Origin of the sequence: Streptomyces sp. RP5T, from assembly GCF_003933965.1 — a bacterium.
In the GTDB taxonomy this organism is placed as follows: domain Bacteria; phylum Actinomycetota; class Actinomycetes; order Streptomycetales; family Streptomycetaceae; genus Streptomyces.
In genome coordinates this window covers 21737-43809 of sequence record NZ_RSAJ01000003.1, presented here as the reverse complement: position 1 = coordinate 43809, position 22073 = coordinate 21737, and the positions used below count along the sequence as shown (strand labels likewise).

Genomic DNA, 22073 nt, shown 5'->3' with positions numbered 1-22073 from the left:
GCATGAACGAAGGTGAGGCGGAGCGCGTGATCCGGGTAGTGGTGGTCGACGACGAGGCGTTGGTCCGCTCGGGCTTCGAACTCATTCTGGGCGCGTCCGAGGACATCGAGGTCGTCGCGACCGCGAGCGGCGGCGACGCCGTGGAAACGGTCCGGCGGGAGCGGCCCGACGTGGTGCTGCTGGACATCCGGATGCCGGACGTCGACGGGCTCACCGTGCTGCGGGAGCTGCGGGCGGGGCCGGACGCTCCGGCGGTGGCGATGCTGACGACGTTCGACGCCGACGAGTACGTCCTGACCGCGCTGCACTGCGGTGCGGCCGGATTCCTGCTGAAGGACACCGAGCCGGAGCAGCTGTCCCACCTGGTGCGCACCCTGGCCGCGGGCGGCGTGGTGCTCTCCCCCAAGGCGTCACGCACCCTGCTGCACGGCCACCCGGGCGCCGGGGCCGCCGTGGACGAGGGGGCCGCCCGGGTACGGCTGCTGACCGCCCGCGAGCGTGACGTCCTCGTGCTGGTGGCAGACGGACTGTCGAACGCCGACATCGGAGTGCGCCTCCACCTGGGTGCCGGCACGGTCAAGGACCACGTCAGCGCGATCCTCACGAAGCTGCGGGTGACGAGCCGGGTGCAGGCCGCGCTGCTGGCACAGCGAGCCGGACTGCTCGACGAGCACCCGCGGTCGCAGGCCGGCCGATGAGCCGCGCACGTGCCGCGTGGCAGCGGGTTCCCGCGCCGGTCGTCGACATCGTCCTGGTGGCGACGGCGGCCGTGGACGTATGGCTGAACATGTGGGAGCACACACGCCTCGGTGTCGCGCTGGCCGCGGTCGGCTGCGCCGCGTTGGCGTTCCGGCGCAGGTACCCGCTCGGCGTGTTTCTGCTCACCCTGCCCGTCGCGCTGATGCAGGATGTCGCCGTCGCTGTGCTCGTGGCGCTGTTCACCCTGGCCGAGCGTTCCCGCGACCGTCGGCTCCTCGCGCTGTGCGTCGCCCTGTCCGCCGTCGCGAGCAGTACTCCGTGGCCCATGGCCGAGGTCGACCGGACCATGACGCTGGTCTTCTTCGTGTACGGCCTTGCGACCGCCGCGGCCCCGGTCCTCTTCGGCCAGCTTCTCCAGGCGCAACGGGACCTGGCCCGGCGGCTGGCCGAGATCGAGGAGGCCAGGGAGCACGAGCGGGCCCTGCACGCCCAGGCCGTGCTCGCCCGCGAACGCGCCCAGCTGGCACGCGAAATGCACGACGTGGTCTCCCACCAGGTCAGCCTGATCGCCGTACGGGCCGGAGCCCTGCAGGTCGCGGCCAAGGACGCGGACGCCAAGGAGGCGGCCCGCACGATCCGTTCGCTGAGCGTCACCACGCTCGACGAACTGCGCACCATGGTCACGCTGCTGCGCGCCTCCGGCGGCCACGCCACCGAGCTGACCCCTCAGCCCACCCTGGCCGACCTGCACAAACTGGTGGAGACGAGCGGGACTCACGCAGAGCTCACGGGTGAACTGCCGCCCACCGTGGGCACACCCGCCCAGCGGGCCCTGTACCGCACGGTTCAGGAGGCGCTGACCAACGTCCGCAAGCACGCCCCCGGCGCCACCGCTCGCGTCGATCTGTGGCAGGACGGCGGCCACGTCGGGGTGACCGTCACCAACACCGCGCCCACGCGTCCCTCCCTCGCTCTCCCGGGTTCGCGGCAGGGCTTGGTCGGTCTGCGGGAACGGGCCGAGATCCTGCGCGGCACCCTGAGTGCGGGCCCGACCACGGAGGGCGGCTACCGGGTGCGGTTGCGGATCCCGCTCGGCGCGGAGTGAGCGACGCCATGGCCGGCAACGGGGGCCAGGAGCTGGCCGGCCGCCAGCTGCGCGTAGAGCCGGTCCTGATCCATCAGCTCCTCGTGAGTGCCCACGGCCCGGACCCGGCCGGCGTCCATGACGACGATGCGGTCGGCGCCTGTCACCGTCGACAGGCGGTGGGCCACCACCAGCACGGTGGTCTCCCGGGCCACGTCCGTGATGACGTCCCGCAGCGTCAGCTCGTTGACCGCGTCGAGCTGCGAGGTCGCCTCGTCCAGCAACAGCAGGCGTGGCCTGCGCAGCAGGGCGCGGGCGATGGCGACGCGCTGCCGCTCGCCGCCCGACAGCTTCGAGCCGCGATGCCCGACCGGGGTGTCCAGGCCGTGGGGCAGACGCCCGACGAGGGTGTCGAGCTTCGTGCGGGTCAGGACGCCGCGGATGTCCTCGTCCGTCGCGCCGGGCGCCGCGAGGACCAGGTTCTCCCTCAGTGTGCCGGCCAGCACCGGAGCGTCCTGCTCCACGTACCCGATGGCGGCCCGCAGCTCGGGCAGGGACCACTCCCGTACGTCCTTGCCGTCGACCAGGACCCGGCCGCCGGTTGCCTCGTGGAACCGTTCGATGAGCGCGAAGACCGTCGACTTGCCCGCGCCGGAGGGGCCCACGAAGGCCGTCATCCCGGTGCCCGGCACCTCGAAACTCGCCTGTCGATGGACGTACGGCAGGCCCGCGCGATAGCGGAAGGAGACGTCCTCGAAGCGGACCGACGCCGGACCCGGTACCCCTCTCCCCCGTCCGGGCAGCACACTCTTGTGCCGGTCGGTCGGCTCCGCCGGCAGGCGTTCCACGTGCGCGATCCGGGAGATCGCGGCCGCACCCTCCTGAAAGGAGGAGACGGCGTCGATCAGCCTGGACACCGGCTCGATCAGGTAGAAGAGGTACAGCAGGAAGGCGATGAGGGTGGACACGGGGATCTCCCCGGACGCCACCCGCGCCCCGCCGACCGCGAGCACGGCGAGGAAGGCCAGCTGTACGGCGAGTTCGTCGGCCGAGCCTGCCACGGCCTCCCACTTCGCGCTCTTCACACCGTGCCGCCACGCCCGCCGTGCCGCCGCTTCCACCCGGGCGGTCTCCCGCTCCTCGGCACCGGACGCCTTCACCGTGCGAAACGCCCCGAGAGCCCGCTCCAACCCTACGGAGATCTCCCCGACCGCCGCCTGCGACCGTTCGGTGGCGCGGGCGATCCGGGGCATCACCAGGGCGACGGCCCCGCCGACCAGCACGACCACCCCGAGCGTCACACCCAGCAGGACGACATCCAGGTACGCCATCATGACGACTGCCGCCACGAAGGCCACCGCGCCGGTGGCCGCCGAGACGACCGCCTGGGTGCTGACCGCCCGCAGCAGCGTCGTGTCCGAGGTGACCCGGGACATCAGATCGCCCGGCGGGATCCGCTCCCACTCCGCGAGCCGCAGCCGCAGCAGCCGCCCCACCAGGGTGCGCCGCGCGGCCAGGACCACCGACTCCGCCGTCCGCTCCAGCACATACGTTCCGAAGGCCTCGACCGCCGTGCCCAGCAGCACCAGCGTGGTCAGCGCGATCAGTATGCCGGTGATGGTCCCCCCGGAGGCGAGCCGATCCACCAGTGCCTTCGTGGCCAGCGGCTGGAGCAGCCCCCCGGCGGCCCCGACCAGGGCGCACAGCAGGCCGAGGGCGACGGCCCACCGGTGCGGCCGGACGTACGCGCCCAGTGCCTTGGCTGTCTCCCGGGCGGACAGGGAAGCCTCATCCGTCGTCGGGGCGGATGCGGTGTTCACGAGGTTCCTTTCCTCCGCGGGCTCAGTGGACGAGTCCGGCTGTGCTCGTGGCGAGGGTGTGCACCAGCACCTCGGGCACCTCGGGGTGGGCGACGATCAGGGCGAAGGCGCCCGCCGCCAGCGTCAGACCGAGGAATTCCAGAAACTCGCCCCTGCCGGGGACGGCGTCACGGCCCGGTAGGTCGGCCGATGTTCGCAGGGAGTCCTCGCGCTCGTCGTGTCGCGCACGGTGTGTCATGCCTCCAGCCTGGAAGCCCGTCCGTGCCGCGCCCCATCCGGCGACTGTCGGGTCCACCCCCGCCGAGTGGCTGGAGAAGATCGCCCTCCGGTCGCACCGGACCGGCCGGGGAGGAGACTCCGCCCGTCGGCAGGGCGTCCCCCGCCGATCGGCGGGGGCGTTACCGAAGGCTGCCGGATGGTCCGCGCCCTTGCCTCCACGCGAGATTCTCCGAATGACAAAGATGCAGCCCTCGCAGGAGACGTCAGCTCCGCAGGAGCACTCGCCTCCGCCGCCCCGTACCTTCCCGGAGTCCGCTGTGCCGGCCTCGCCCCGTCCCTCGACGGGACGCCTGGTCGGGGTGGATCTGGCGCGCGCGCTGGCGGTGTTCGGCATGTACGTCGTGCACATCGGCCCCCCGTTGTCCGCCACCCACGGAGTGGCCGGCTGGATCCGCTACATGGCCGACGGTCATTCGTCGATCCTGTTCGCCACCCTCGCCGGGTTCTCGCTGATGCTGCTCGCCGGCAGCCGGGAGCCGAAGACCGGCCTGGCGGGCCGGCAGGCGAAGGCCCGGATCGCGATCCGCGCCGTGGTCCTGCTGGCGTTGGGCAGCGCGATGGCGATGGAGTACGGGGGCGTGATCATCCTCGGCTTCTACGGGGTCTACTTTCTGCTGGCCCTGCCCCTGGTGCGGTTGCGTGCCAGGACACTCGCGATCACCGCGGCCGTGCTCGCACTCGTCACACCGCAGCTGGCGTTCGCCCTGAACGCGCTGCTGAGTCCGTCGGCCCAGCAGAGCATCAACGCCTACGACCCGCTCCGCCGCCTCAGCGAGGTGGGAGTGCTCGATCTGCTGCTCACCGGTTTCTATCCGGCGCTCACGTGGATGTCGTTCGTGATCGCGGGCATGGCGCTGGGCCGCCTCGACCTGTCCTCCGGAACCGTCCAACGGCGCCTGGCCGTGCTCGGTGCCGCCCTCACCTCGACCGCGTACGGCATGTCCTTGCTGCTCGCCGGCAAGGGCGCGTTGCGGAGCCTCGCGGAGGACGGGCCGTCGTCCGGCGGCTCCGGGGCGGCCGCCCTCGACAGCGGGTCGCTCCCCGACATGCCGGCGTCGTTGCTCCTGACGGCCGGGCCGCACAGCGGCACCACCTTCGACATCATCGGCAGCGTGGGCGTCGCGATCCTCGTGGTCGTCGGTGCGACGGTGGCGATGGACCGCCTGCCTCGGCTGCGCCGCCTGGCGAAACCGGTCATCGCCGTGGGCACCATGTCCCTGACCGCCTACGTCGGCCACTTCCTCGCCCAGTCCGCACTGTCCCTGCCGGCCGGGACGGGCACCCAGCAGTCCTGGCTGCCCCTGCTCATGTTCGTCCTCGGGGCGACCGTGTTCGCCGCGGTCTGGTCCCGCTTCTTCCGCCGCGGCCCCTTGGAGTACCTGCTCAACGCGGCCACCAGGCCGGCGAAGCACCTCCGGTGAGACAGTGCCGGGGTGGGACGCCTCCGCGTCCCACCCCGGCTGTGTGGTCTGTCCTCCGTCAACCGACGCGCTTGATCGGCGGGCAGTGCCACCGGGCGTCGATGACCTCGGCGCGCGGGAGGTACATGCGCAGTGCGACGTACCAGATGCCCTGCTGCGGAGTGGGCAGCCAGTTGGACTCCCGCTCCGGCCCCGGCGAGTCCGGTTGCAGGTGGAGGACCAGACCTCCGTCATCGTCCGTGACCAGCCCTCGGGTGCGGTCTCCGATGGCGTACCGGTCGATGGGATTCGGGATCAGGTTCCGGCTCTCGTCGTAGGCGCTCAGGGACCAGAACGCGTCGACCGGGGGCAGCGTCCCCGCGCCGAAGCGCAGTTCGTAGCGGCCGGTGGCCAGCGTTTCACCGTCGCTGTCGGTGAAGGCCGTCAAATAGACCGCCTCCTCGGGATCGTTGACGGCGATGCCCACCAGGGACTGCTCCGCGGCCCGCCTGAGGAAGTCGTCCCCGTAGTGCCCGACCTTCCCGGGGGCGTACCGCCAGCCGTTGACCAGATCGGCCCACTGACCACTGAGCAGTTGCTGTTCGAGCATGGGCAAGGCGGTGGCGGCGGCCCGGATCAACCCCTCCTTCACCGGCTCCGGTTGGGCCCCGACGTCCAGTCCTGGGCCGATGCCGATCTCCGCGAACTGCCGGAGCAGGACGTCGTGATGCTCCGGCAGGGGGTTCTCGGCCAGCATCGCGTTGAGTGTCTTCCACGGAGCGAGGGGGTCCTCGGCGGGGTCGGCCGGTATCGGTACGTCGCGGCGTTCCGGGAGCGTGACGCCCTCCTTGCCGAACAGGTGGAGCGGCGTCAGCCGGTACTGCCGCTGCAGCGCGTGGACGGCCGGGAGGTCGTCCGCGTCGTCGATGAGGGTCCGCCCGACGATGAGGACCCACGGGGTGGGGGCGTTCGCCGTGCGGCGCACGCCTTCCGGGAGGTCCCCGCTCCAGTCCGGGCCGATGAGGGCGAAGTCACCGGCCGCCGATCCGGTCGCCCGCATGCCCACGTAGTCGTAGTTGTCGGAGGTGAAGGAGACCAGTTCGAAGGTGAAGTAGCGGTCGCCCATGTCCGGGTGCGAGAGGATGAGGGGTTCCTCGCTCAGGTCCACCCACGCCCAGGAGTACAGCGTGTCGATGTTGGGCGACACGCCCTCCCGGTCCGAGACGTCCCAGAGCTTGCTCGCATGCCAGAAGTGGTTGACGGCCATGTAGGGCGTCGATTCCGACTCGGGCTTCTGGGTCACCCAGCGGTGGCGGAGCTCGGCGTTGTAGATGTACGGGAAGCCGTAGACGAAGGCCTGCTCCCCCAGCGTGTACGCGTATTCGCGGCGCCAGTCGTCCACCCGCCCGGTCAGCGTCGGCTTCACCGAGTGCCATGCGAGGGGCAGGGCCCGCGTCACCTTCCTGGCGCGGTCGATGGTGTCCCGCGGGTTGCGTACGGCCGCCGCGGTGGCCTTTCCGGTGGAAGCCGCCGCGTGGCCGATGCCGACTGCCGCCGTGGCGAGGTCGTGGCGCAGACCTCGTCCGGAATGGTTGCTGTTGCCTGAGGATGCCATCGCACCGGGTTCCTCTCCTGGGGCCGAACAGCACGGCTTGCGGCCACCACGTGAACTCGGGGACGCGAACGGGGAAACCGGCGAACGTCTACGACGCATCCCGGCTCTTCCCGGTGCGCCACGCGGCGGCGTCTGCGCCGTGCTTGGTGGGGTTTACCGGGCCGGGTGCTCCAACACGCACCTGTTGTTCGAGTACATCACCGTGTCCTGGCCCCGGCAACCGGACTCCCAGGTCACGCCGGTCCCCATCCGTCACTCAGCGCGTCCACGGCATCGGTCACCGTCGGGTGGAGGCGGTCCGGGCTGAGGGTCGCGTGCAGGGGGTGCCGGGACAGTGCGCGTGTGGGGCGGGCCCGGACCCGGGCCAGATGGAGCTCGACTCCCTGGTGGTCGAGGTCCGCGGCGAGGTCCGCCAGGGTGTCCAGGACCGGCAGGCCCAGCCGGTAACTCGCCGTCAGGTCCACCACGACGGCACGGGGCGGGCGGTCGGATGCCGCCACCAGCTCCTTCACCGCCGTACGGACACGGTTGACGTTGCCGAAGAAGAGCGCCCCGTCCGGCCGGGCCACGAGGATTCCCGGTGCGGCCACGGCTCGTGGGTGCTCCTTCAGGTCGCCCCACACGCCGGTGCCGGGCAGCAGCCCCAGGACCGCAACCCGCGGGGTGCTGGAATAGGCGATGAACAGCAGCAGCGACAGCAGCACCGCGAGCAGCAGACCGGGCAGCAGGTCGAAGACCAGCACACCGACGAGTGCGGTCACAGCGATCCAGAGGCTGGGCCGGTCGTGCGTGGCGTAGCGGCGCAGTTCCCCGACCCGCAGGAAACCCTTCACGGCCACGATCACGATCGCCCCGAGCACCGCCTCGGGCAGTGGGGTGAACAGCGAGGTCAGGAACGCCCCGGTGAGCAGCACCAGCCCCGCCGCGACCAGGGAGACCATCGGGCTGCGGCCGCCCGCGCCCTCGGCGGCGGCGCTGCGGGACGCGCTGCCGGAGACCGCGAAGCCGCGGAAGAAACCCACCCCGAGGTTGACCGCTCCCATCGCAACCATCTCGCGGTCGGCCTTCACCTCGTGGCCGTGGAGGCGGGCGAAGCGGCCGGCGATGCTGTAGGACTCGGCGAAGACGACCAGCGCCACCCCGAGGGAGCCGGCGGCGAGTTCGGCCCAGTCGGCGGACGAGATGCCGGGCAGGTGAGGGACCGGCACGGCCGCCGGGATCCTGCCCACCGTCTGCACACCGTGGTCGCTCAGGTGCAGGGCCTGGGAGAGGATCAGTCCGGCGGCCAGCACGATCAGCGAGGCCGGCAGCCGCGGCAGGAGGCGCTCCAGCAGGAGCAGCGAGCCCACCGCGGCCACGCCGACGGCGATCGTGGTCCACGACCAGTCGCCCGTCTGGCTCAGCAGCTTCACCAGGCGCTGGAAGAAGTCGCCCTCCCCGCTGGAGACACCGAGGATCTTCCCCGTCTGCCGCACCATGATCGTCAGGGCCATGCCGAAGAGGAAGCCGACCAGGGCGGGCTCCGCCAGGAAGTTGGTGAGGAACCCCAGCCGGGCCGCTCCGGCCACCACCAGCACCGCGCCCACGATCACCGCCAGCGCCGCCGACAGCCCGACGGCGGCGCCCGGATCGCCGCTGACGCCTTTGACGGTGGACGCCGACAGCACGGCCGCGGCCGATGTCGCCCCCACGACCAGAAAGCGCGAACCTCCCAGGAGCGCGTAGCCCACGAGAGCGATGGGAGCCGCGTAGAACGCGTTCTGCGGAGGGACTCCGGCGATCTCCGCGTATGCCACCGACTCCGGCACGATCAACGCCCACACCGTCAGGCCGGCCAGTACGTCACCGCGCAGCAGCCCCCGCCGGTAGCCGCGGACCCATTCGGCCACCGGCAGGGCGGTCAGCAGGCGTCGACCGGTCAGCCGGCGCGTGTGATCGGCGGGCACTGCCAGCGCGCGTCGACGACTTCAGGGCGTGGCAGGTACATGCGCAGCGCGACGAACCAGATGCCCTGCTGCGGTGTGGGCAGCCAGTTGCTCTCCCGTTCGGAGCCGGGTGAGTCGGGCTGGAGGTGGAGGATCAGGCCGCCGTCCGGCTCGGTGACCAGTCCTCGGGTGCGGTCTCCAATGGAGTAGCGGTCGATCGGGTTGGCGATCAGGTTCCTGGCCTCGTCGTAGGCCGTCAGGGACCAGAAGGCGTCGACGGGGGGCAGCGCCCCGGCCTCGAAGCGCATCTCATAACGGCCTGTCGAGAGTTTCTCGCCCTCCGCGTCGTCGAAGGCGACGAGGTACACCGTCTCCTCCAGATCGTTCGCGGCGATACCGAAGAGGGCCTGTTCCGCGGCCCGTTTGATGAAGTCGTCCCCGAAATGCCCCATCTGCGGCGGCGGGTAACGCCAGCCGTTGATCAGCTTGGCCCAGTCACCGCTGAGCAGTTGCTCCTGGAGCATGGGCAGACCGGCGGTGGCGGCGGCGATCAGTCCCTGCCGGACGGACTCGGGCTGTGCCTCCACGTCGAGACCGGCGCCCACGCCGATCTCCGCGAACTGCCGGAGCAGGATCTCGTGGCGCTCCGGAGGAGGGTTCTCGGCGAGCATCGCGTTAAGCGTCTTCCACGGCGCGAGCGGATCCCGCTCCGGATCGACGGGTACGAGCACGTCGCGGCGTTCCGGCACGGTCACGCCCTGCTTCCCGTACAGGTGCAGCGGGGTCAGCCGGTACTGGTCCTGCAGCGCGTGGACGGCGGGCAGATCGTGTTCGCCGTCGATCAGGGTGCGGCCGGCCACCAGGATCCAGGGGCTGGGGGCGGTCGCCGTACGACGCACTCCTGCGGGGAGTTCTCCCTCCCATCCCGGCCCCACGAGGGCGAAGTCGCCCGCGTGCGGCCCCGTGGCCCGTCGGCCGACGTAGTCGTAGTTGTCCGAGGTGATGCCGGTGAGTTCGAAGGTGAAGTAGCGGTCGCCCATCTCCGGGTGCGAGAGGATGACGGGCTCCGTGCTCAGGTCGACCCAGGCGCACGAGTAGAGGGTGTCGACGTTGGGCGCCAGTCCCTCCTGGTCGGAGGCGTCGAAGAGCGTCCGGGCATGCCAGAAGTGGTCGACGGCGGAGTGCATCCTCATCTTCGGGTCGGGCGGCTCGGTCACCCAGCCGTGGCGCAGCTCGGCGTTGTAGATGTAGGGGAAGCCGTAGACGTAGGCCTGCTCCCCCAGTGTGTAGGCGTATTCGCGACGCCAGTCGCTGACCGTTTGTGGCGCGGGGCTCGTACCTGCGGAAGCCATCACCACGCTCCTGTTCTGTGACTCGGCGGCACGCGATACGGCCGCCCCGGGGCCGGGCCGCCGACGAGGCACCTCTGGCTCTCCGCGGGGATGGCCACGCTCACTCGCCGTACCGCATCGGATACGAAGCAGACCGTTCATGCGAGTTGGGCCTCTTCCGAGTAGATCACCGCAACCACGGCCCAGCAACAGCACGCCATTTCGCCCGGATCCGTCCGGCACCTCCGCGCCCGCGTCCCGTGAGCGATCCGGGCCTCCACCGCTCCCCCGGGCGTCGAACTCCGCGACCCGCGCCGCCAGTTCCGCGCGACCCGCCCGGTTCCCTTCGGCCCGCTAGGCGGTCCCACGCTCCCGCGAAGCGGTCGGCGCTCCTGGCCACCTGCGACGGCCCCCTGGCCCGAACAGGTGTGAGCCCTGTGCGTCGACCCGAGGAAGACGGACCAAAAGCGGTGGCCCGGCTACGGTCGGTCGGTGAACGGTCGGCGACGACCGGCGTACGGAAGGTGCTGCTGTGCCGGCTGCGGAGCCGCGATCCATTGTCGCGTTCCTCCCGATCATCTCGGGACTCGCCCTCGCTTTCACGATCACGGCCGTCGACCCACTGGTCCTCAGCCTGAACATGCCGCAGGTCAGCCGGGCGCTGCACGTGCCGCCCGATGTCGTCGGGTTCCTGGGTGGGGCCTCGACGCTGGTCGTGGCCGCCGCCGTGCTCGCCGTGGGCAGTCTCGGGGACGCGTTCGGGCTCAAGCGGCTGCTGATGCTGGGGCTGGTCGGCGACATCGTCGTCAACCTGCTCTCCGCGATCTCCCCCGACTACGGGTTCCTGCTGGTGACGCGCCTCCTCGACGGCCTGGCGCTGGCCGCGGTCCTGGGCGTGTCGATGGCCCTGCTCAAGGTGTCGGTGCCGGCCGAGAGACGGCCGGCGGCCATCGGCATCTTCATGGCCATCGACATGGTGCTGTGCGGGGTGACCCCCGCGCTCGGGGGCTGGGTGGTGGAGGCCGTCGGCTGGCGCTGGCTGTTCCTGCTCGCCCCCCTGCTGTCGCTGATCGCACTCGGGCTGACCACCCGGTACGTCACCGAGTCCCCGGTCCTGGAGCGCCGCGGGGTCGACGTCGGCGGCGTCAGCCTGGTCGGCTTCGCCCTGCTCACCCTCGTCCACGGCGTCGCCGAGGCGGAGAACGGGATCTCCCAGCTCCAGGCCTGGCTGCCGCTGGTGATCAGCGCGGTCGCCGGCGTGCTCTTCGTGATCCGTGAACGCCGGACACCGGAACCGGTCCTGGACCTGTCGCTGTTCCGCAGCGGTCCGTTCGCCGTGGCCGCGCTGGCCAGCCTGACGCTCAACTTCCTCGTCGCCGGGTTCAGTTTCGTCCTCGGGCAGTTCGGGAGTGTGATCCTCTCGCTGTCCCCGCGCACGATCGGCCTGCTCTTCCTGCCCGGCACCCTGGCGGTCGCCGCCGGCGTCATCCTCGCCGGACGCCTCATCGGGAAGTACACCCCCCGGCCCGTCCTCGTCACCGGCCTGCTGGTGATGGCCGCGGGCGGGCTGCTCATGGCGGCCACCGCCACACCCACCATGGCTCTGTGGATCGTCGTACTGGCCACCTGGCTCACCAACCTGGGCTCGCTGGTGGCCTCCTCCGCGGTGGCCGAGACCATCCTCGCGCACGCCCCGCCCGGAAAGGCCGGAGCCGTGGCCGCCGTCCAGCCGGCCTTCGGCATGACCGGCTACGCGCTCGGCCCCGCCGTCTACCTCCTGCTGCTCAACTTCTTCTTCCAACGACAGTGGCTCAACGACGCCGACGAGCGCGGACTGTCGGTGACCGAGGCCGATCAGGCGGTCGACGCGACGCGCAGCGCGCTGGCCCACAGTCCGGGCACCGCCGGATACGACCCGAACCTGCTCCAGCAGTCCGGACTGGCCCTCGGGCTGGACTTCACCAACGGCCTGAGGCTCACCCTGCTGATCGTGAGCCTCCTCCCGATCGCCCTGGCGGTCGCGGCGCACCTGCTGATGCCCCGCAGGCCGCGGCCCGAACGCTGACCGTGTCATCGTCCTCGCTCGCCACAACAGCCCGCCGTCCTGCAGCAGATGCATGTCCGGACGCGGCGAGTCAGCATGGAAACAGGGGGACGTTCCCGAATGGAGGCTCCCATGACCGACAACGAAACCTTCGTCCGCGATCTCTTCCGGGCGTGGAACGAGCGGGATTACGACTCCATCGCCGGGTCCGTCGCTCCGGACTGCACCCTCACCGAGGAGGGCAGCGGAAGGACGCTGCAGGGTCCGGAGGGCTTCACCCAGCTCGCGAAGGCCATGTTCGACGCGATGCCCGACGGCAAGTTCACCCTCGACCACCTCACGTCACACGGGGACACGGTGGTCGTCGAGTACACGGGCAGCGGAACCCAGACCGGCGACCTGGTCCTGCACGCGGGCACCGTGCCGGCCACGGGGCGCCACGTCACGGTGCACGCGTGCGACATCTACGAGCTCGAGGACAACCGGATCAAGGAAGGCCGCGCCTACATGGACACGGGCGCCATCATGAGCCAGCTGGGCCTGACGGAGCAGATGCAGGGCTGACGGGAACACACGGAGATCCGGCACACGGGGCCCGGAGTTCCGCGCGGGACACGGACGGCCGGAGTTCCCGGAGTCCCGGTCAGCCGGAAACGCCGGAGGTGAGGTCATCACCGACGGGCTGCTCAGGTGGATTTGGTTCCGGACCTCGGGCGACGTCTGCGCACTCAGCCCTTGCCCTGGCTCCTGGCCTCTGTCTCTGCGTCAGCGACGGTGATCGCGATGCCGAGTGCTTTGGTGATGTTGCCGCCTGCCGTCATGACACGGGCTGTGCCCACGACGGGGGCGATGGCGACCAGGACATCCTGCACCTGGTCGACGGTCAGGCCGGCCTGAAGGGCGGGGTCGATGTGGGCGACGTAGGAGATCGGCGGAGCGTCCGAAGCAGCGAGGGCCGCGATGCGGGTAAGCATGAACACGTCCGGGGACAGCCCGCACCGCTCGACCGAGTCGACCGTCATCGCGGCGAGGGTGTCCAGTACCGGGGTTTCAGATGCTGTGGCCATGGCAGGTGGTCTCCTGATGGTGTCGTGACGAGAGTCAGCAGGCGGAAGCAGCAGCGGCTCCGCAAGCGCGTACTGCTCGACCGTAAGTCCATTTCCTCCCGATTGCCCGTTGAGCGGTTCATCCGAAGAGGGAGGCAGACGTGGCGGCCTGACACACCGGCGTCAGCGCGACCCCCATGCCTGACGGAGGAAGGGCGGGCGGCTCTTGTTCTCCCATCGGGCCCAAGCGGGCAGGCGCGAGCGACCGGGGACGCCGACAGGCACGCAAGGAGCGTCCGCGCGGGCAGCAGGCCGCGGTGGAGGCCGCCTCGTTCAGATGCTTCGCCGTCGTTCAGGGCAGCCCGACTCCCGCATGCCGGGAACCCGGACGACCGCCGCAACGAACGCGCCGCCCGACCCGCAACGGCGGGAACACAGCCCCGTGCCGACCACTCAGGCTGAGTCGCTGCTCTCGATGCGGTCCGTCCAAACCAGTGGGGGCCACTCCGTGCGCGTACCGTCGGCAATGGAGAGCGAGTCGAGCTGGAGCCCGGAGATCTCAGGACTCCGCCGGACCAGGATGTGCCCTTCCCGGAGGAGGTCGACTTCGATCTCGGCATCGATCCACGGCCCGAACAGATGCCGGCGAAGCGCGGAGATCTCGCCGGGCCCCACGGCCGCGTAGGTTGCGTGCACCAGCCCCGCGCACATGGGGATCGCTTTGAGGTGGCGGCCGCGTTCGATGCGCCGAAGCTGTCGGCCTCGCGCATGCGGGGACAGGTCGTGGTGATGCGCCCCGGAGACATCGATCACCAAGGTCAGAAGCTGACAGACGTGTTCCTGCCTCCGGAGATCAGGCTCGCGCGTCTCGCTGCTGGACTTCCTTGAGGACTCCGGCCACCGTCGCGAAGTCATTGTCCACGTGGAGGACGGTGTGCCCATGATGTACAGCTGTCGCACACACCAACAGGTCGATCGCTCCCGTCGCCCGATGCTGGCCCCTCTGTGTCAGTTTGTACTGGGCGGTGTCGACCCACCGCCAGGCGTTCTTCGGAACCGGGGAGAGCAGGCAGAGCGCGTCCAGCTCCTCGGCCAGCTCATCTCGGTGAGACGGGCTGGTCGCCGAGTAGAGGAATTCGGCACGTGTCGGCTCGCAGAGGTGGAACACCCCGGCGGCGATGTGTCCCTCCCAGGGACGCAACGCACCTGGGGTGCGAAACAGGTGCCACAGAGCCGAGGTGTCGACCAGATAAGTGATCACTCGAAGGCCTCGCGCCGCGCACGCTTCTCCGCGTCATGCGCCGCTGCGGCCTGCTCGAACTCGCCACGCGCACCTCGCGCGGCCAGCTTCTCCGCAGCCTCAAGCCGCTTGATCCGCGCCACGTAGTCCCGAAGGGCCGCGTTGACGGTCTCCTTCTTCGTCGTGACACCCATGAGCCGCATGGCCTCGGCCAGCGCCTCGTCGTCGAGATCAATCTGCGTGACGGACATCGGACACCTCCAACATCCACGATGTATGTATCCAAGATACATCACCAACATCGACCGCGGAGTATCGATCGCAAGCAGACGACACAAGAGAGGTGCGCCGGATGTCCACGGTGTTCACATGAGCCGCTTCCTTCTACCGCGTCGACCTCAACACCCACCAGGTCGTCCCCATCGACCTCGGCGCGCCGAGGGCCTCTCGGGCGACGGTCTGCCGCTGCGGGGGAACACCCTCACCGCCGTCACCGAACTCGACCACCCCGAAGGCCAGATCAGCGTCCTGAAGCTGAGCCACGACTACACCCGGGCAAAGCTCGTGCGCACCGTCCACGGACACGGCACGCACAGCCCCTCCACGGCGGCGTTCGACGGGTGTGACCTGTTGATCGTCAACTTCCAGTTCCAGATCGCCGATCCGCAGCTGCCGTTCAGCGTCGTGCGGGTCCACGCCCAGTAGCGGCCGAGCACCTCGCGAGGAAGGACGACAGCACCGTGCAGATCGTCACCGTCGGGCCGGGCAACATGGCCCGCGGCATCGCCACCCGCGCCCTGACGGGCGGCCCCACGGTCCACGGAAGCACCTCGCTCGTGCCGGCGTCGGCGCCGCCGGCACAAGCGGCAGTAAGCCGTCCGCACACTCCACTCGCCCACGAAGCCCTGGAACGGACATGCCCGAGACCCCGCAGAGCAGCATCACCGTCACGGAAGACGCGCCCCGCCCTCCGAGACCCCGTCGGCTACCGCTCGTCCCGGTCCTGGGCTCCCTCACGGCGCTCGGCCCACTCACCATTGATCTCTACCTGCCGGGGACTGGTGGACACCCTTGGTACTGGGCGTGAGGCGTTCCATGGGGTCGAACGCGCAACAAAGGAGAGATACAAAAGATCTTGTATATTGATACACTCGACTTTATACACTCCAGCGGAGGAGGCCACCATGAGCCGGACGGTCATCGATCTCGACGACGAGGCACTGGAAGCAGCCGCCAGAGAGCTCGGCACCTCCACCAAGCGCGACACGATCAACACCGCCCTGCGGGAGGTCACGGCCCGCTACCGGCGCCTGCGTGCCCTCGACGAGGCCCGTGAACTGGTGGCCGAGGGCGCACTGGACATCGACCTGCTGCTGGACAAGAACGCATACCGCCCCAAGAGCGCGGGCGCGGCGCACGATGACCGCGGCGCCGGAGCGGACGCGTGACCGTCGCCGACTACCTCATCGACACCTCCGCCCTTGCCCGTGTCCTGCTCCGCCAGAACACGGCCGAATGGGACGACAGGATCGCCGCCGGCCTGGTCGCGATCTGCGACCTCACCGAACTGGAAGTCCTCTACTCGGCCCGCTCGACCACGGACCGCGCCCGCGTGAAGTCGGCACTCGACGCCCACTACGCCTGGTGTCCCATGCCCGACGGCGTCTACCGCCGCTCCCGCGTCATCCAGGAACAGCTGACCGCCAAGGGAGAACACCGCAGCGCGGGCCCCGTGGACCTCCTGGTGGCCGCGACCGCGGAAGAAGCGGGACTCACCCTGCTCCACTACGACCGCGACTTCGAAACCATCGCCCGCACGACAGGGCAGCCTGTCCGCACGATCGACCTCAGGCACTGAAGCTCGCGCGGCGCCGACGCGCACCGAACTCCCGACCGGCCCGGCCGTCTGGAGGTCGTCCCGCTGTGACCTGGGCCGTCTCCCGACACCCCTGGAGTCACCGGGCGACACCACTTCCGGATCCTCGCGTCCAGCCGGGGTCCAGAATCAGGCCGATACCTGTGCGCAGGCCCAAGACCTGCACAGTGGGGCGGGTGGGACTCGAACCCACCGCCGACGGATCATGAGTCCTTTGAAGATCTTGACGGGCCTTGCCGATCATCGCCGATCAACGCCGCTCTTGCAGGTCAGACGTGCTGATCCATGTCAGTCCCGTGCAGTGCTTGTCGGCCTGTTGCCGCCCTTGTGGCTCCTCAATGGCCCCTGAAAAACGATGAGCAGTACGCCTACCGCAGAAGCAGTCGCGTCCGCCGTGTTCACCCGCACCTCCGTGCCTCTGCCGAGCATTCCCGGCGTTGTCGGGTGTCCTGCTTCGACCACGACGAAGTTGTGGAACAGGTCGGCCGGGAAACCCTTGCCGCGCTGTCAGTGGGCTCTGTTAGCTTCAGGCGCTCGTGTGATCCACGAGCGTCAAGCACTCACAGGGGAGGGCCACTTGACCAGGTTCACGAGGACAGGCAGACGCAGACAGACCGTGGTCGGGAGTTGTGCGGCGGCACTGTTGGCCACGGCTGCCGGGACGGCGTACGCGGTGGGCAACCTGCCGCCGAATCAGCCGCTTGTCCAAGACCTCCAGTCGGGAGGCAAGGCATGCGCGACCGGTGACGACACGCCATACGTTTCGGCGCCGCCCAGGCTCAGTGCGGTGCTGTACGACCCGGAGGAGGACAACCAGCCCTCCGAATCCAGCCCGCTCAGTGGCGAGTTCGAAGCCTGGTGGACGGACGCGGCCGGGGTGGAACAGCAGCGTACCTACACCACCATCATTCTCTCCTCGGGGTCGCGCCAGTACTGGACGATGCCGAACGACATCCCGGCGAACACCGTCGTCTCCTGGCATGTCCGCGCGAACGACGGCAAGGCGACCTCCGCGTGGAGCGACGCGGGCGACGGCTCGGTCTGCTCGTTCGTGTACGACGACGTGAGCCCGGAGAAGGCCACGATCACCTCTCCCGAATACCCCAACCCGGAAGACGTGTTCTGGGTGGACGGAGTGGGCATCTACGGCCACTTCACCATGGACTCGCCTTCCGACGACGTGGTGTCGTACAGATACGGCTTCACGGGCGGCCCTTACGACACCGTCTCCGCGGAGCGGCCGGGGGCGGCCGTGACCATTCCGTACCTGCCGCTCTCGGCAGGGCCCAAGTCGCTGACGGTCCACGCGATCGACCGGTCGGGCCGAAGCAGCGGGGAGTCGCGTTACGACTTCAACGTGAAGGCCGGCCGTGCTCCCGTCGCCCGCTGGAAGCTGGACGACCCGGCGGACTCCACCTCGGCCGCCGCCGAGAACGGCACCGCCGCCCGTGCCGGGACCGGCGTGACCTTCGGCGGCCCGGCGCCCACAGGCACCACGGCCACCACCACGGTCGGCCTCGACGGCAGCAGCCACGCCTTTCTCACGCCGGACACCTCGGTGACCGACATCCGTAAGACCTTCGCGGTGAGCGCGTGGGTACGGCCCGCCGAAACCGACCGGAACATGACCGTCGTCAGCCAGGACGCCGATGGGGCGCCCGGCTTCGGCCTCGGGCTGCGCCGTCAGGACTCCGGGGCCGCATGGTCGTTCGCGATCGGCGGCGCACAGGTGTCCGGCGGCGCCCCCGAGACCGGCGAGTGGGCCCATCTGCTGGGGCTGTACGACGCCGAGACCGGAAAGGCTCGGCTGTACGTCAACGGCCACGAGGCCGGTACCGCGGCCGACGCGGCTCCCGCCGAGGCGGCAGGCGCTTTCCAGATCGGGCGCGCCCTCAGGGTTGCCGGCTATGAGGACCAGTGGCACGGGGACATCGGTGACGTACAGGTTCACGACCGGGTCGTGGTGCCGGACGAGGTAGCCGAACTTGCTTACCGCAAACCGAAGTTGCTCGGCCACTGGTCGCTGGACAGCGCAACGGACGGTCTGAGCCCCGAGCAGTCGGACGGCGCGCCGCTGCGGCTCGGGGCGGGGGCTTCGATCTACCGGGGCTCCGACAGTTCCTGTATCCCGGAGATCGACCCGGACTGCACCTACGTGCCGCCGCCCCTCGTCGGCGACGGGCATCTGGTGCTGGACGGCGAGAGCGGGTACGCCGCTGCTGACGGGCCCGTCGTGGACACCGGGGACAGTTTCACTCTCGGCGTTGTCGTTCGCCTCGCGGACTCCGCGCCGACCCACCCGATGACCGTGCTCTCGCAGGCCGGCCGGCACACCGACGCCTTCAAGGTGCGCTACGAGCCGTCCACGCACACCTGGCAGCTGGTGATGCCGGAGAAGGACGAGACCGGAGCCCCCGAGAAGGTGGTGTCCCGGATCGTGGGCGCGGACGGTGGCGAGGGCCAAGGCCAGCACCTCGCCGTGGTCTACGACGACGCCACCGACACGATCAGGCTCTACCTCAACGGCTACACCAACGCCCAGGCGACCGCGAGCCTCCCCAACGGCTGGCACAGCACCGGTGCCCTCCAGATCGGCCGGGCCAGGTCCGACGACGGCTGGGGCGAGTACCTGCATGGCGACGTGGACGAGGTACAGGCCTACTCCGGCGCGCTGAGGGACAGGGACGTCTCCAGCCTGGGATGAGGTACGGATCCTTGTCTGTGCTGATCCCTGATCCCTGACCTCCCCAGCGGCCCGCCCGAACCCAGGTTCGGGCGGGCCGTCCTGCTCCGGTCGACCGCCGGCGCCTGGGACTGCGTCCGTCCCCGCGTCCTGATGCCCGCCCGCATCGAACACGAACAACAGCCGACTCGGTAGCGGGCGACCGCGAACCTGCGGCGCACCTGCGCCAAACAGGCGCGTGCCGTCCTGCGCCGCGTCTCCGCCCCTCCGTCGTCGTCGGTCCGTTCCTGTCCTTGCGTCCCGACACCGCCCCGGGACGGCCGACGACACCGGAATGTCGGCGCCGTCCACGAAGGTGCAACGCCTCCGGGCGTCCTGCGGTGTTTCGATGGTCTGACGGCGGTGGTGGCGATGCTGGGCCCGCTGACACCGGGCGTCGACATCCTCAGCGGCACCGGGAGCCGCGCCGTCGACGGTGCGTCCGCCGTCATCCCGCTGGGCCCGCCTGAGCGAGGCTCTCCGTACGGGCCGAGTCCGAAGGCTGGGTGAAATGGCGGGCGGCGGCCGGCAGAAGGGCCACGAGGGCGGCCGGTGCGGCGAAGGCGAGGCGGAAGTGGCCGGTGGAGCCGAGGAGCCCGCTGACGGCACCACCGGTGATGACGCCGACGTAGTTGAAGAGGTTCAGGCGTGCCAGGACCGCCTCCGATGCCGCGGGACGCAGCCGTGCGGCGGAGGCCAGGCACAGCGGAGCCAGCACGGACACTCCCAGGCCCGCCGCCCCGGCCGCGAGAACGGCGAACGGCCAGCTCGGCGCGGCGGCCAGGCCTGCCAGGGCGGCTGCGGTGAGCAGTGTCGCGGTGCGCACGACGGCGACCGCTCCGCGCCGCCGTACGAACCGATCGGCACCGGCACGGCCGATGACCGTACCGGCCTGGTAGGCCGCGTAGGCCAACGGCGCCACCGTCAGCGTCGCGGCGAGGGTCTGCCGAAGGTAGACCGCCGACCAGGCCGAAACGGTGGATTCGACGACGTAGACGACCAGGAGAACGCATCCGAACGGAATGAGCCGGACCCACACGCGGCGCCCGAGCGGCGCCCGCGGGACGGCGTCCGAGGGCTCCTGGGGGGCGGGGAGGGCGTAGGTCCGCAGACAGACGGCGAGCAGCAGGACGATGCCTGCCTGCAAGGTCAGGCCGGCGGCCACGGACCACCCCAGCCGGGCCGCCACCGCGGTGAGCAGCGCCGCGATCACGCCGCCCACGCTCCATGCCGTGTAGAACGAGCCGAAGATGCTGCGCCCGTAGGCGCGTTCGATCTCGGCGGCCCGGGTGTTGACGCTGACATCGAGGGCTCCGACAGCGAGCCCGAAGAGGAGGTAGGCCGCGGTGACGGCTAGCTGACCGGGGGCCCAGCCGATCAGCATCAGGGCGGCGACGGCCGTCAGCATGGCGCCGCGCATGGTGGCGACGGGACCGGCGCGGCGGATCGCGGCCAGGCCCAGGAAGCTGCCGACCCCTGCCGTCAGGGCCACCGCGACCAGCAGGGCGGTCGTCAGGAGCGGAGCCAGTTGCAGGTGTTCCGTCACGGCGGGGACGGTCGTGTACACGGCGGCGACACAGGCGCCCTGCGCGGCGAACACGACGGTCGCGGCCCGCCGGGCGTCGGCCTTGGAGACGGGGCGCCCGCACGGCGCCTCGCGTGGTGCATGGAGGGACATGTGCCTTCGCGCCTTCGATCCTGTGTGCGTGGAGAGGGTCGGCGAGTCGATGCGAGGGGGATTCCGGAAACCGTAGCCAGGCGGGGGAGGGCGGGCGCAGGACGCCAGAGGCCGTACAGGGGACCCGGGGGGCCAGGGACGCGACCGGTGCCGCCCGGCTGCCTACAGTGGTGGCCGAGGAGAAGGTGAGTGCGATGTCCCTTGCCCCCGGCCCGGCGAGCCCGCCGGGGACCAGCCGCAGCACGTCGGCGACGATCCAACCCAACATCCTGCGCCATCTCGTCGCGGTCGCCGACGCGCGCGGCATCGACCTGCGGCCCCTGCTGCAGCAGGTCGGGCTGGACGAGACCGTCATGCGCTCCGCCGCGCTGAGGGTGTCCTACCGGCAGGGCAGCGCGGTGATCCGTCGCGCGCTGGAGCTCACCCGGGACGAGCACCTGGGGCTGAAGGTCGGTGCGGCACAGCATCTGACCGCGTGGGGCCTGCTCGGCTTCGCCCTGATGGCCGACGACACCCTGCGGCACGCCATCGAGACAGGGGTGAAGTACCAGAACCTGTCCGGGGCGATGGTGGTGTGGTCGGCCGGTACGAGCGAGGAGGACGACGCCTTCGTGCTGCGCGCCGACCTCCCCGATCCGGCCATCGACCCGGCTGTCGCCGTCTTCCTGATCGAGGAGGGGCTCGCCTCCGTGGTCACGCTGTCCCGGCTGTCCGTCGGCCCGGCCTTCGCGCCGAAGGTGGTGGAGTTCGCCTGTCCCCCGCCGCGCCGGAACGACCTGCACGGTGCCCTGTTCGGCTGCCCGGTCCGTTTCGGCGCCCCGGCCAACCGCATGGTCATCGACCCCGCGTGGGCCCGGGCTCCGATGCCCGGCCGGGATCCGGTGACCTACGCGTCGACTCTGGAGATGCTCGACGCGCAGATGGCCGCACGCCGCGGCCTCCAGGACCTCCTGGAGGTTCTGGAGGTTTCCGTCGCCCAGAGCCTCCCGGTGATCCCCTCGTTCGCCGAGCAGGCACGACGGCACGCGACGAGTGAGCGGACGCTGCGTCGCCGGCTGGCCGACTGCGGCACGACGTACGAGGCACTGGTCGAGGGAGTGCGCCGGGAACGCGTCGAACAGCTGCTGCTGCGCCCCGAACTGACCTTGCGTGACATCGCCCGCCGGGCCGGGTTCTCCGACGAACGCGCACTGCGCCGCGCGGTGCACCGCTGGCACGGCACCTCGCCGGTCCATCTGCGCGAGCAGATGCGTTCGGAGCGCCTCTGAGACCTGGGCCCTGAGTCCTGAGTCCTGAGTCCTGATCCACGCGAGA

At 70.5% G+C, this 22073-nt stretch carries 20 protein-coding genes; 10 read left to right on the top strand and 10 right to left on the bottom strand.

From position 1 onward, the window contains the following. Positions 1-2: 2 nt before the first annotated feature. Complete coding sequence (locus EHS43_RS00675; RefSeq protein ID WP_125188393.1) at positions 3-698, top strand: response regulator transcription factor; 696 nt, start codon at positions 3-5, stop codon at positions 696-698. Continuing rightward, a complete protein-coding gene (locus EHS43_RS00670; RefSeq protein ID WP_125188391.1) occupies positions 695-1804 on the top strand; it encodes a sensor histidine kinase in 1110 nt (369 codons plus the stop codon). The genes EHS43_RS00675 and EHS43_RS00670 overlap by 4 nt, the downstream gene beginning before the upstream one ends. On the opposite strand, the gene EHS43_RS00665 is transcribed toward EHS43_RS00670, so the two are convergent. Further along, the gene (locus EHS43_RS00665) at positions 1765-3603 is read right to left on the bottom strand and encodes an ABC transporter ATP-binding protein (protein ID WP_125188389.1); all 1839 of its coding nucleotides are present in this window, start codon (positions 3601-3603) and stop codon (positions 1765-1767) included. The two genes, EHS43_RS00670 and EHS43_RS00665, sit on opposite strands and share 40 nt — an antisense overlap. Before the next feature lie 22 nt (positions 3604-3625). Further along, on the bottom strand, positions 3626-3841 hold the full coding sequence (locus tag EHS43_RS00660; protein ID WP_125188388.1) for a hypothetical protein: 216 nt from the start codon (positions 3839-3841) through the stop codon (positions 3626-3628). Positions 3842-4055: 214 nt separating this feature from the next. Here EHS43_RS00660 and EHS43_RS00655 point away from each other — a divergent pair, with 214 nt between their 5' ends. Further along, complete coding sequence (locus tag EHS43_RS00655) at positions 4056-5303, top strand: DUF418 domain-containing protein (RefSeq protein WP_125188387.1); 1248 nt, start codon at positions 4056-4058, stop codon at positions 5301-5303. A 58-nt stretch (positions 5304-5361) separates the two neighbouring features. Here the strand turns inward: EHS43_RS00655 and EHS43_RS00650 are convergent, their stop codons facing one another. From EHS43_RS00650 to EHS43_RS00640, 3 genes are all read right to left on the bottom strand, one after another. Next, on the bottom strand, positions 5362-6897 hold the full coding sequence (locus tag EHS43_RS00650; protein ID WP_125188386.1) for a DUF1254 domain-containing protein: 1536 nt from the start codon (positions 6895-6897) through the stop codon (positions 5362-5364). Between the two features lie 233 nt (positions 6898-7130). Continuing rightward, the gene (locus EHS43_RS00645; protein ID WP_125188385.1) at positions 7131-8843 is read right to left on the bottom strand and encodes a SulP family inorganic anion transporter; all 1713 of its coding nucleotides are present in this window, start codon (positions 8841-8843) and stop codon (positions 7131-7133) included. Beyond that, positions 8816-10174 carry a DUF1254 domain-containing protein gene (locus tag EHS43_RS00640; RefSeq protein ID WP_185806069.1) on the bottom strand — a complete coding sequence of 453 codons (1359 nt, stop codon included), beginning with the start codon at positions 10172-10174 and terminating at the stop codon, positions 8816-8818. The genes EHS43_RS00645 and EHS43_RS00640 overlap by 28 nt, the downstream gene beginning before the upstream one ends. 511 nt (positions 10175-10685) lie before the next feature. Here EHS43_RS00640 and EHS43_RS00635 point away from each other — a divergent pair. Together EHS43_RS00635 and EHS43_RS00630 are read left to right on the top strand one after the other, a co-directional pair. Beyond that, the gene (locus EHS43_RS00635) at positions 10686-12218 is read left to right on the top strand and encodes an MFS transporter (RefSeq protein WP_125188383.1); all 1533 of its coding nucleotides are present in this window, start codon (positions 10686-10688) and stop codon (positions 12216-12218) included. 111 nt (positions 12219-12329) lie between these two features. Further along, positions 12330-12761, top strand: a complete 432-nt coding sequence (locus tag EHS43_RS00630) for an ester cyclase (protein WP_185806068.1) — start codon at positions 12330-12332, stop codon at positions 12759-12761. Positions 12762-12925: 164 nt separating this feature from the next. Here the strand turns inward: EHS43_RS00630 and EHS43_RS00625 are convergent, their stop codons facing one another. The 4 genes from EHS43_RS00625 to EHS43_RS00610 form a co-directional block, all read right to left on the bottom strand. Further along, entirely contained in the window at positions 12926-13264 is a 339-nt protein-coding gene (locus EHS43_RS00625) for a carboxymuconolactone decarboxylase family protein (protein WP_125188381.1), read from the bottom strand. 432 nt (positions 13265-13696) lie between these two features. Continuing rightward, positions 13697-14059 carry a hypothetical protein gene (locus EHS43_RS00620; protein WP_125188380.1) on the bottom strand — a complete coding sequence of 121 codons (363 nt, stop codon included), beginning with the start codon at positions 14057-14059 and terminating at the stop codon, positions 13697-13699. Between the two features lie 37 nt (positions 14060-14096). Beyond that, entirely contained in the window at positions 14097-14504 is a 408-nt protein-coding gene (locus EHS43_RS00615) for a PIN domain nuclease (RefSeq protein WP_125188379.1), read from the bottom strand. Next, positions 14501-14734, bottom strand: coding sequence for a type II toxin-antitoxin system VapB family antitoxin (locus EHS43_RS00610; protein WP_053672219.1), 234 nt, complete (start codon positions 14732-14734; stop codon positions 14501-14503). Before EHS43_RS00610 ends, EHS43_RS00615 begins: the two co-directional genes overlap by 4 nt. Positions 14735-14852: 118 nt before the next feature. Here EHS43_RS00610 and EHS43_RS00605 point away from each other — a divergent pair, with 118 nt between their 5' ends. The 4 genes from EHS43_RS00605 (at position 14853) to EHS43_RS00590 (ending at position 19063) form a co-directional block, all read left to right on the top strand. After that, entirely contained in the window at positions 14853-15188 is a 336-nt protein-coding gene (locus EHS43_RS00605; RefSeq protein ID WP_125188378.1) for a hypothetical protein, read from the top strand. A gap of 479 nt (positions 15189-15667) precedes the next feature. Beyond that, a complete protein-coding gene (locus EHS43_RS00600) occupies positions 15668-15931 on the top strand; it encodes a type II toxin-antitoxin system VapB family antitoxin (RefSeq protein ID WP_125188377.1) in 264 nt (87 codons plus the stop codon). After that, complete coding sequence (locus EHS43_RS00595) at positions 15928-16341, top strand: PIN domain nuclease (RefSeq protein ID WP_125188375.1); 414 nt, start codon at positions 15928-15930, stop codon at positions 16339-16341. Before EHS43_RS00600 ends, EHS43_RS00595 begins: the two co-directional genes overlap by 4 nt. Before the next feature lie 634 nt (positions 16342-16975). Beyond that, positions 16976-19063 carry a LamG domain-containing protein gene (locus tag EHS43_RS00590; protein WP_125188405.1) on the top strand — a complete coding sequence of 696 codons (2088 nt, stop codon included), beginning with the start codon at positions 16976-16978 and terminating at the stop codon, positions 19061-19063. 466 nt (positions 19064-19529) lie between these two features. On the opposite strand, the gene EHS43_RS00585 is transcribed toward EHS43_RS00590, so the two are convergent. Next, positions 19530-20759 (bottom strand): MFS transporter, encoded by a 1230-nt coding sequence (locus tag EHS43_RS00585; protein WP_260470325.1) that lies wholly within the window; start codon positions 20757-20759, stop codon positions 19530-19532. Between the two features lie 194 nt (positions 20760-20953). Here EHS43_RS00585 and EHS43_RS00580 point away from each other — a divergent pair, with 194 nt between their 5' ends. Then, positions 20954-22027, top strand: coding sequence for an AraC family transcriptional regulator (locus EHS43_RS00580; protein ID WP_125188373.1), 1074 nt, complete (start codon positions 20954-20956; stop codon positions 22025-22027). Positions 22028-22073 lie beyond the last annotated feature (46 nt).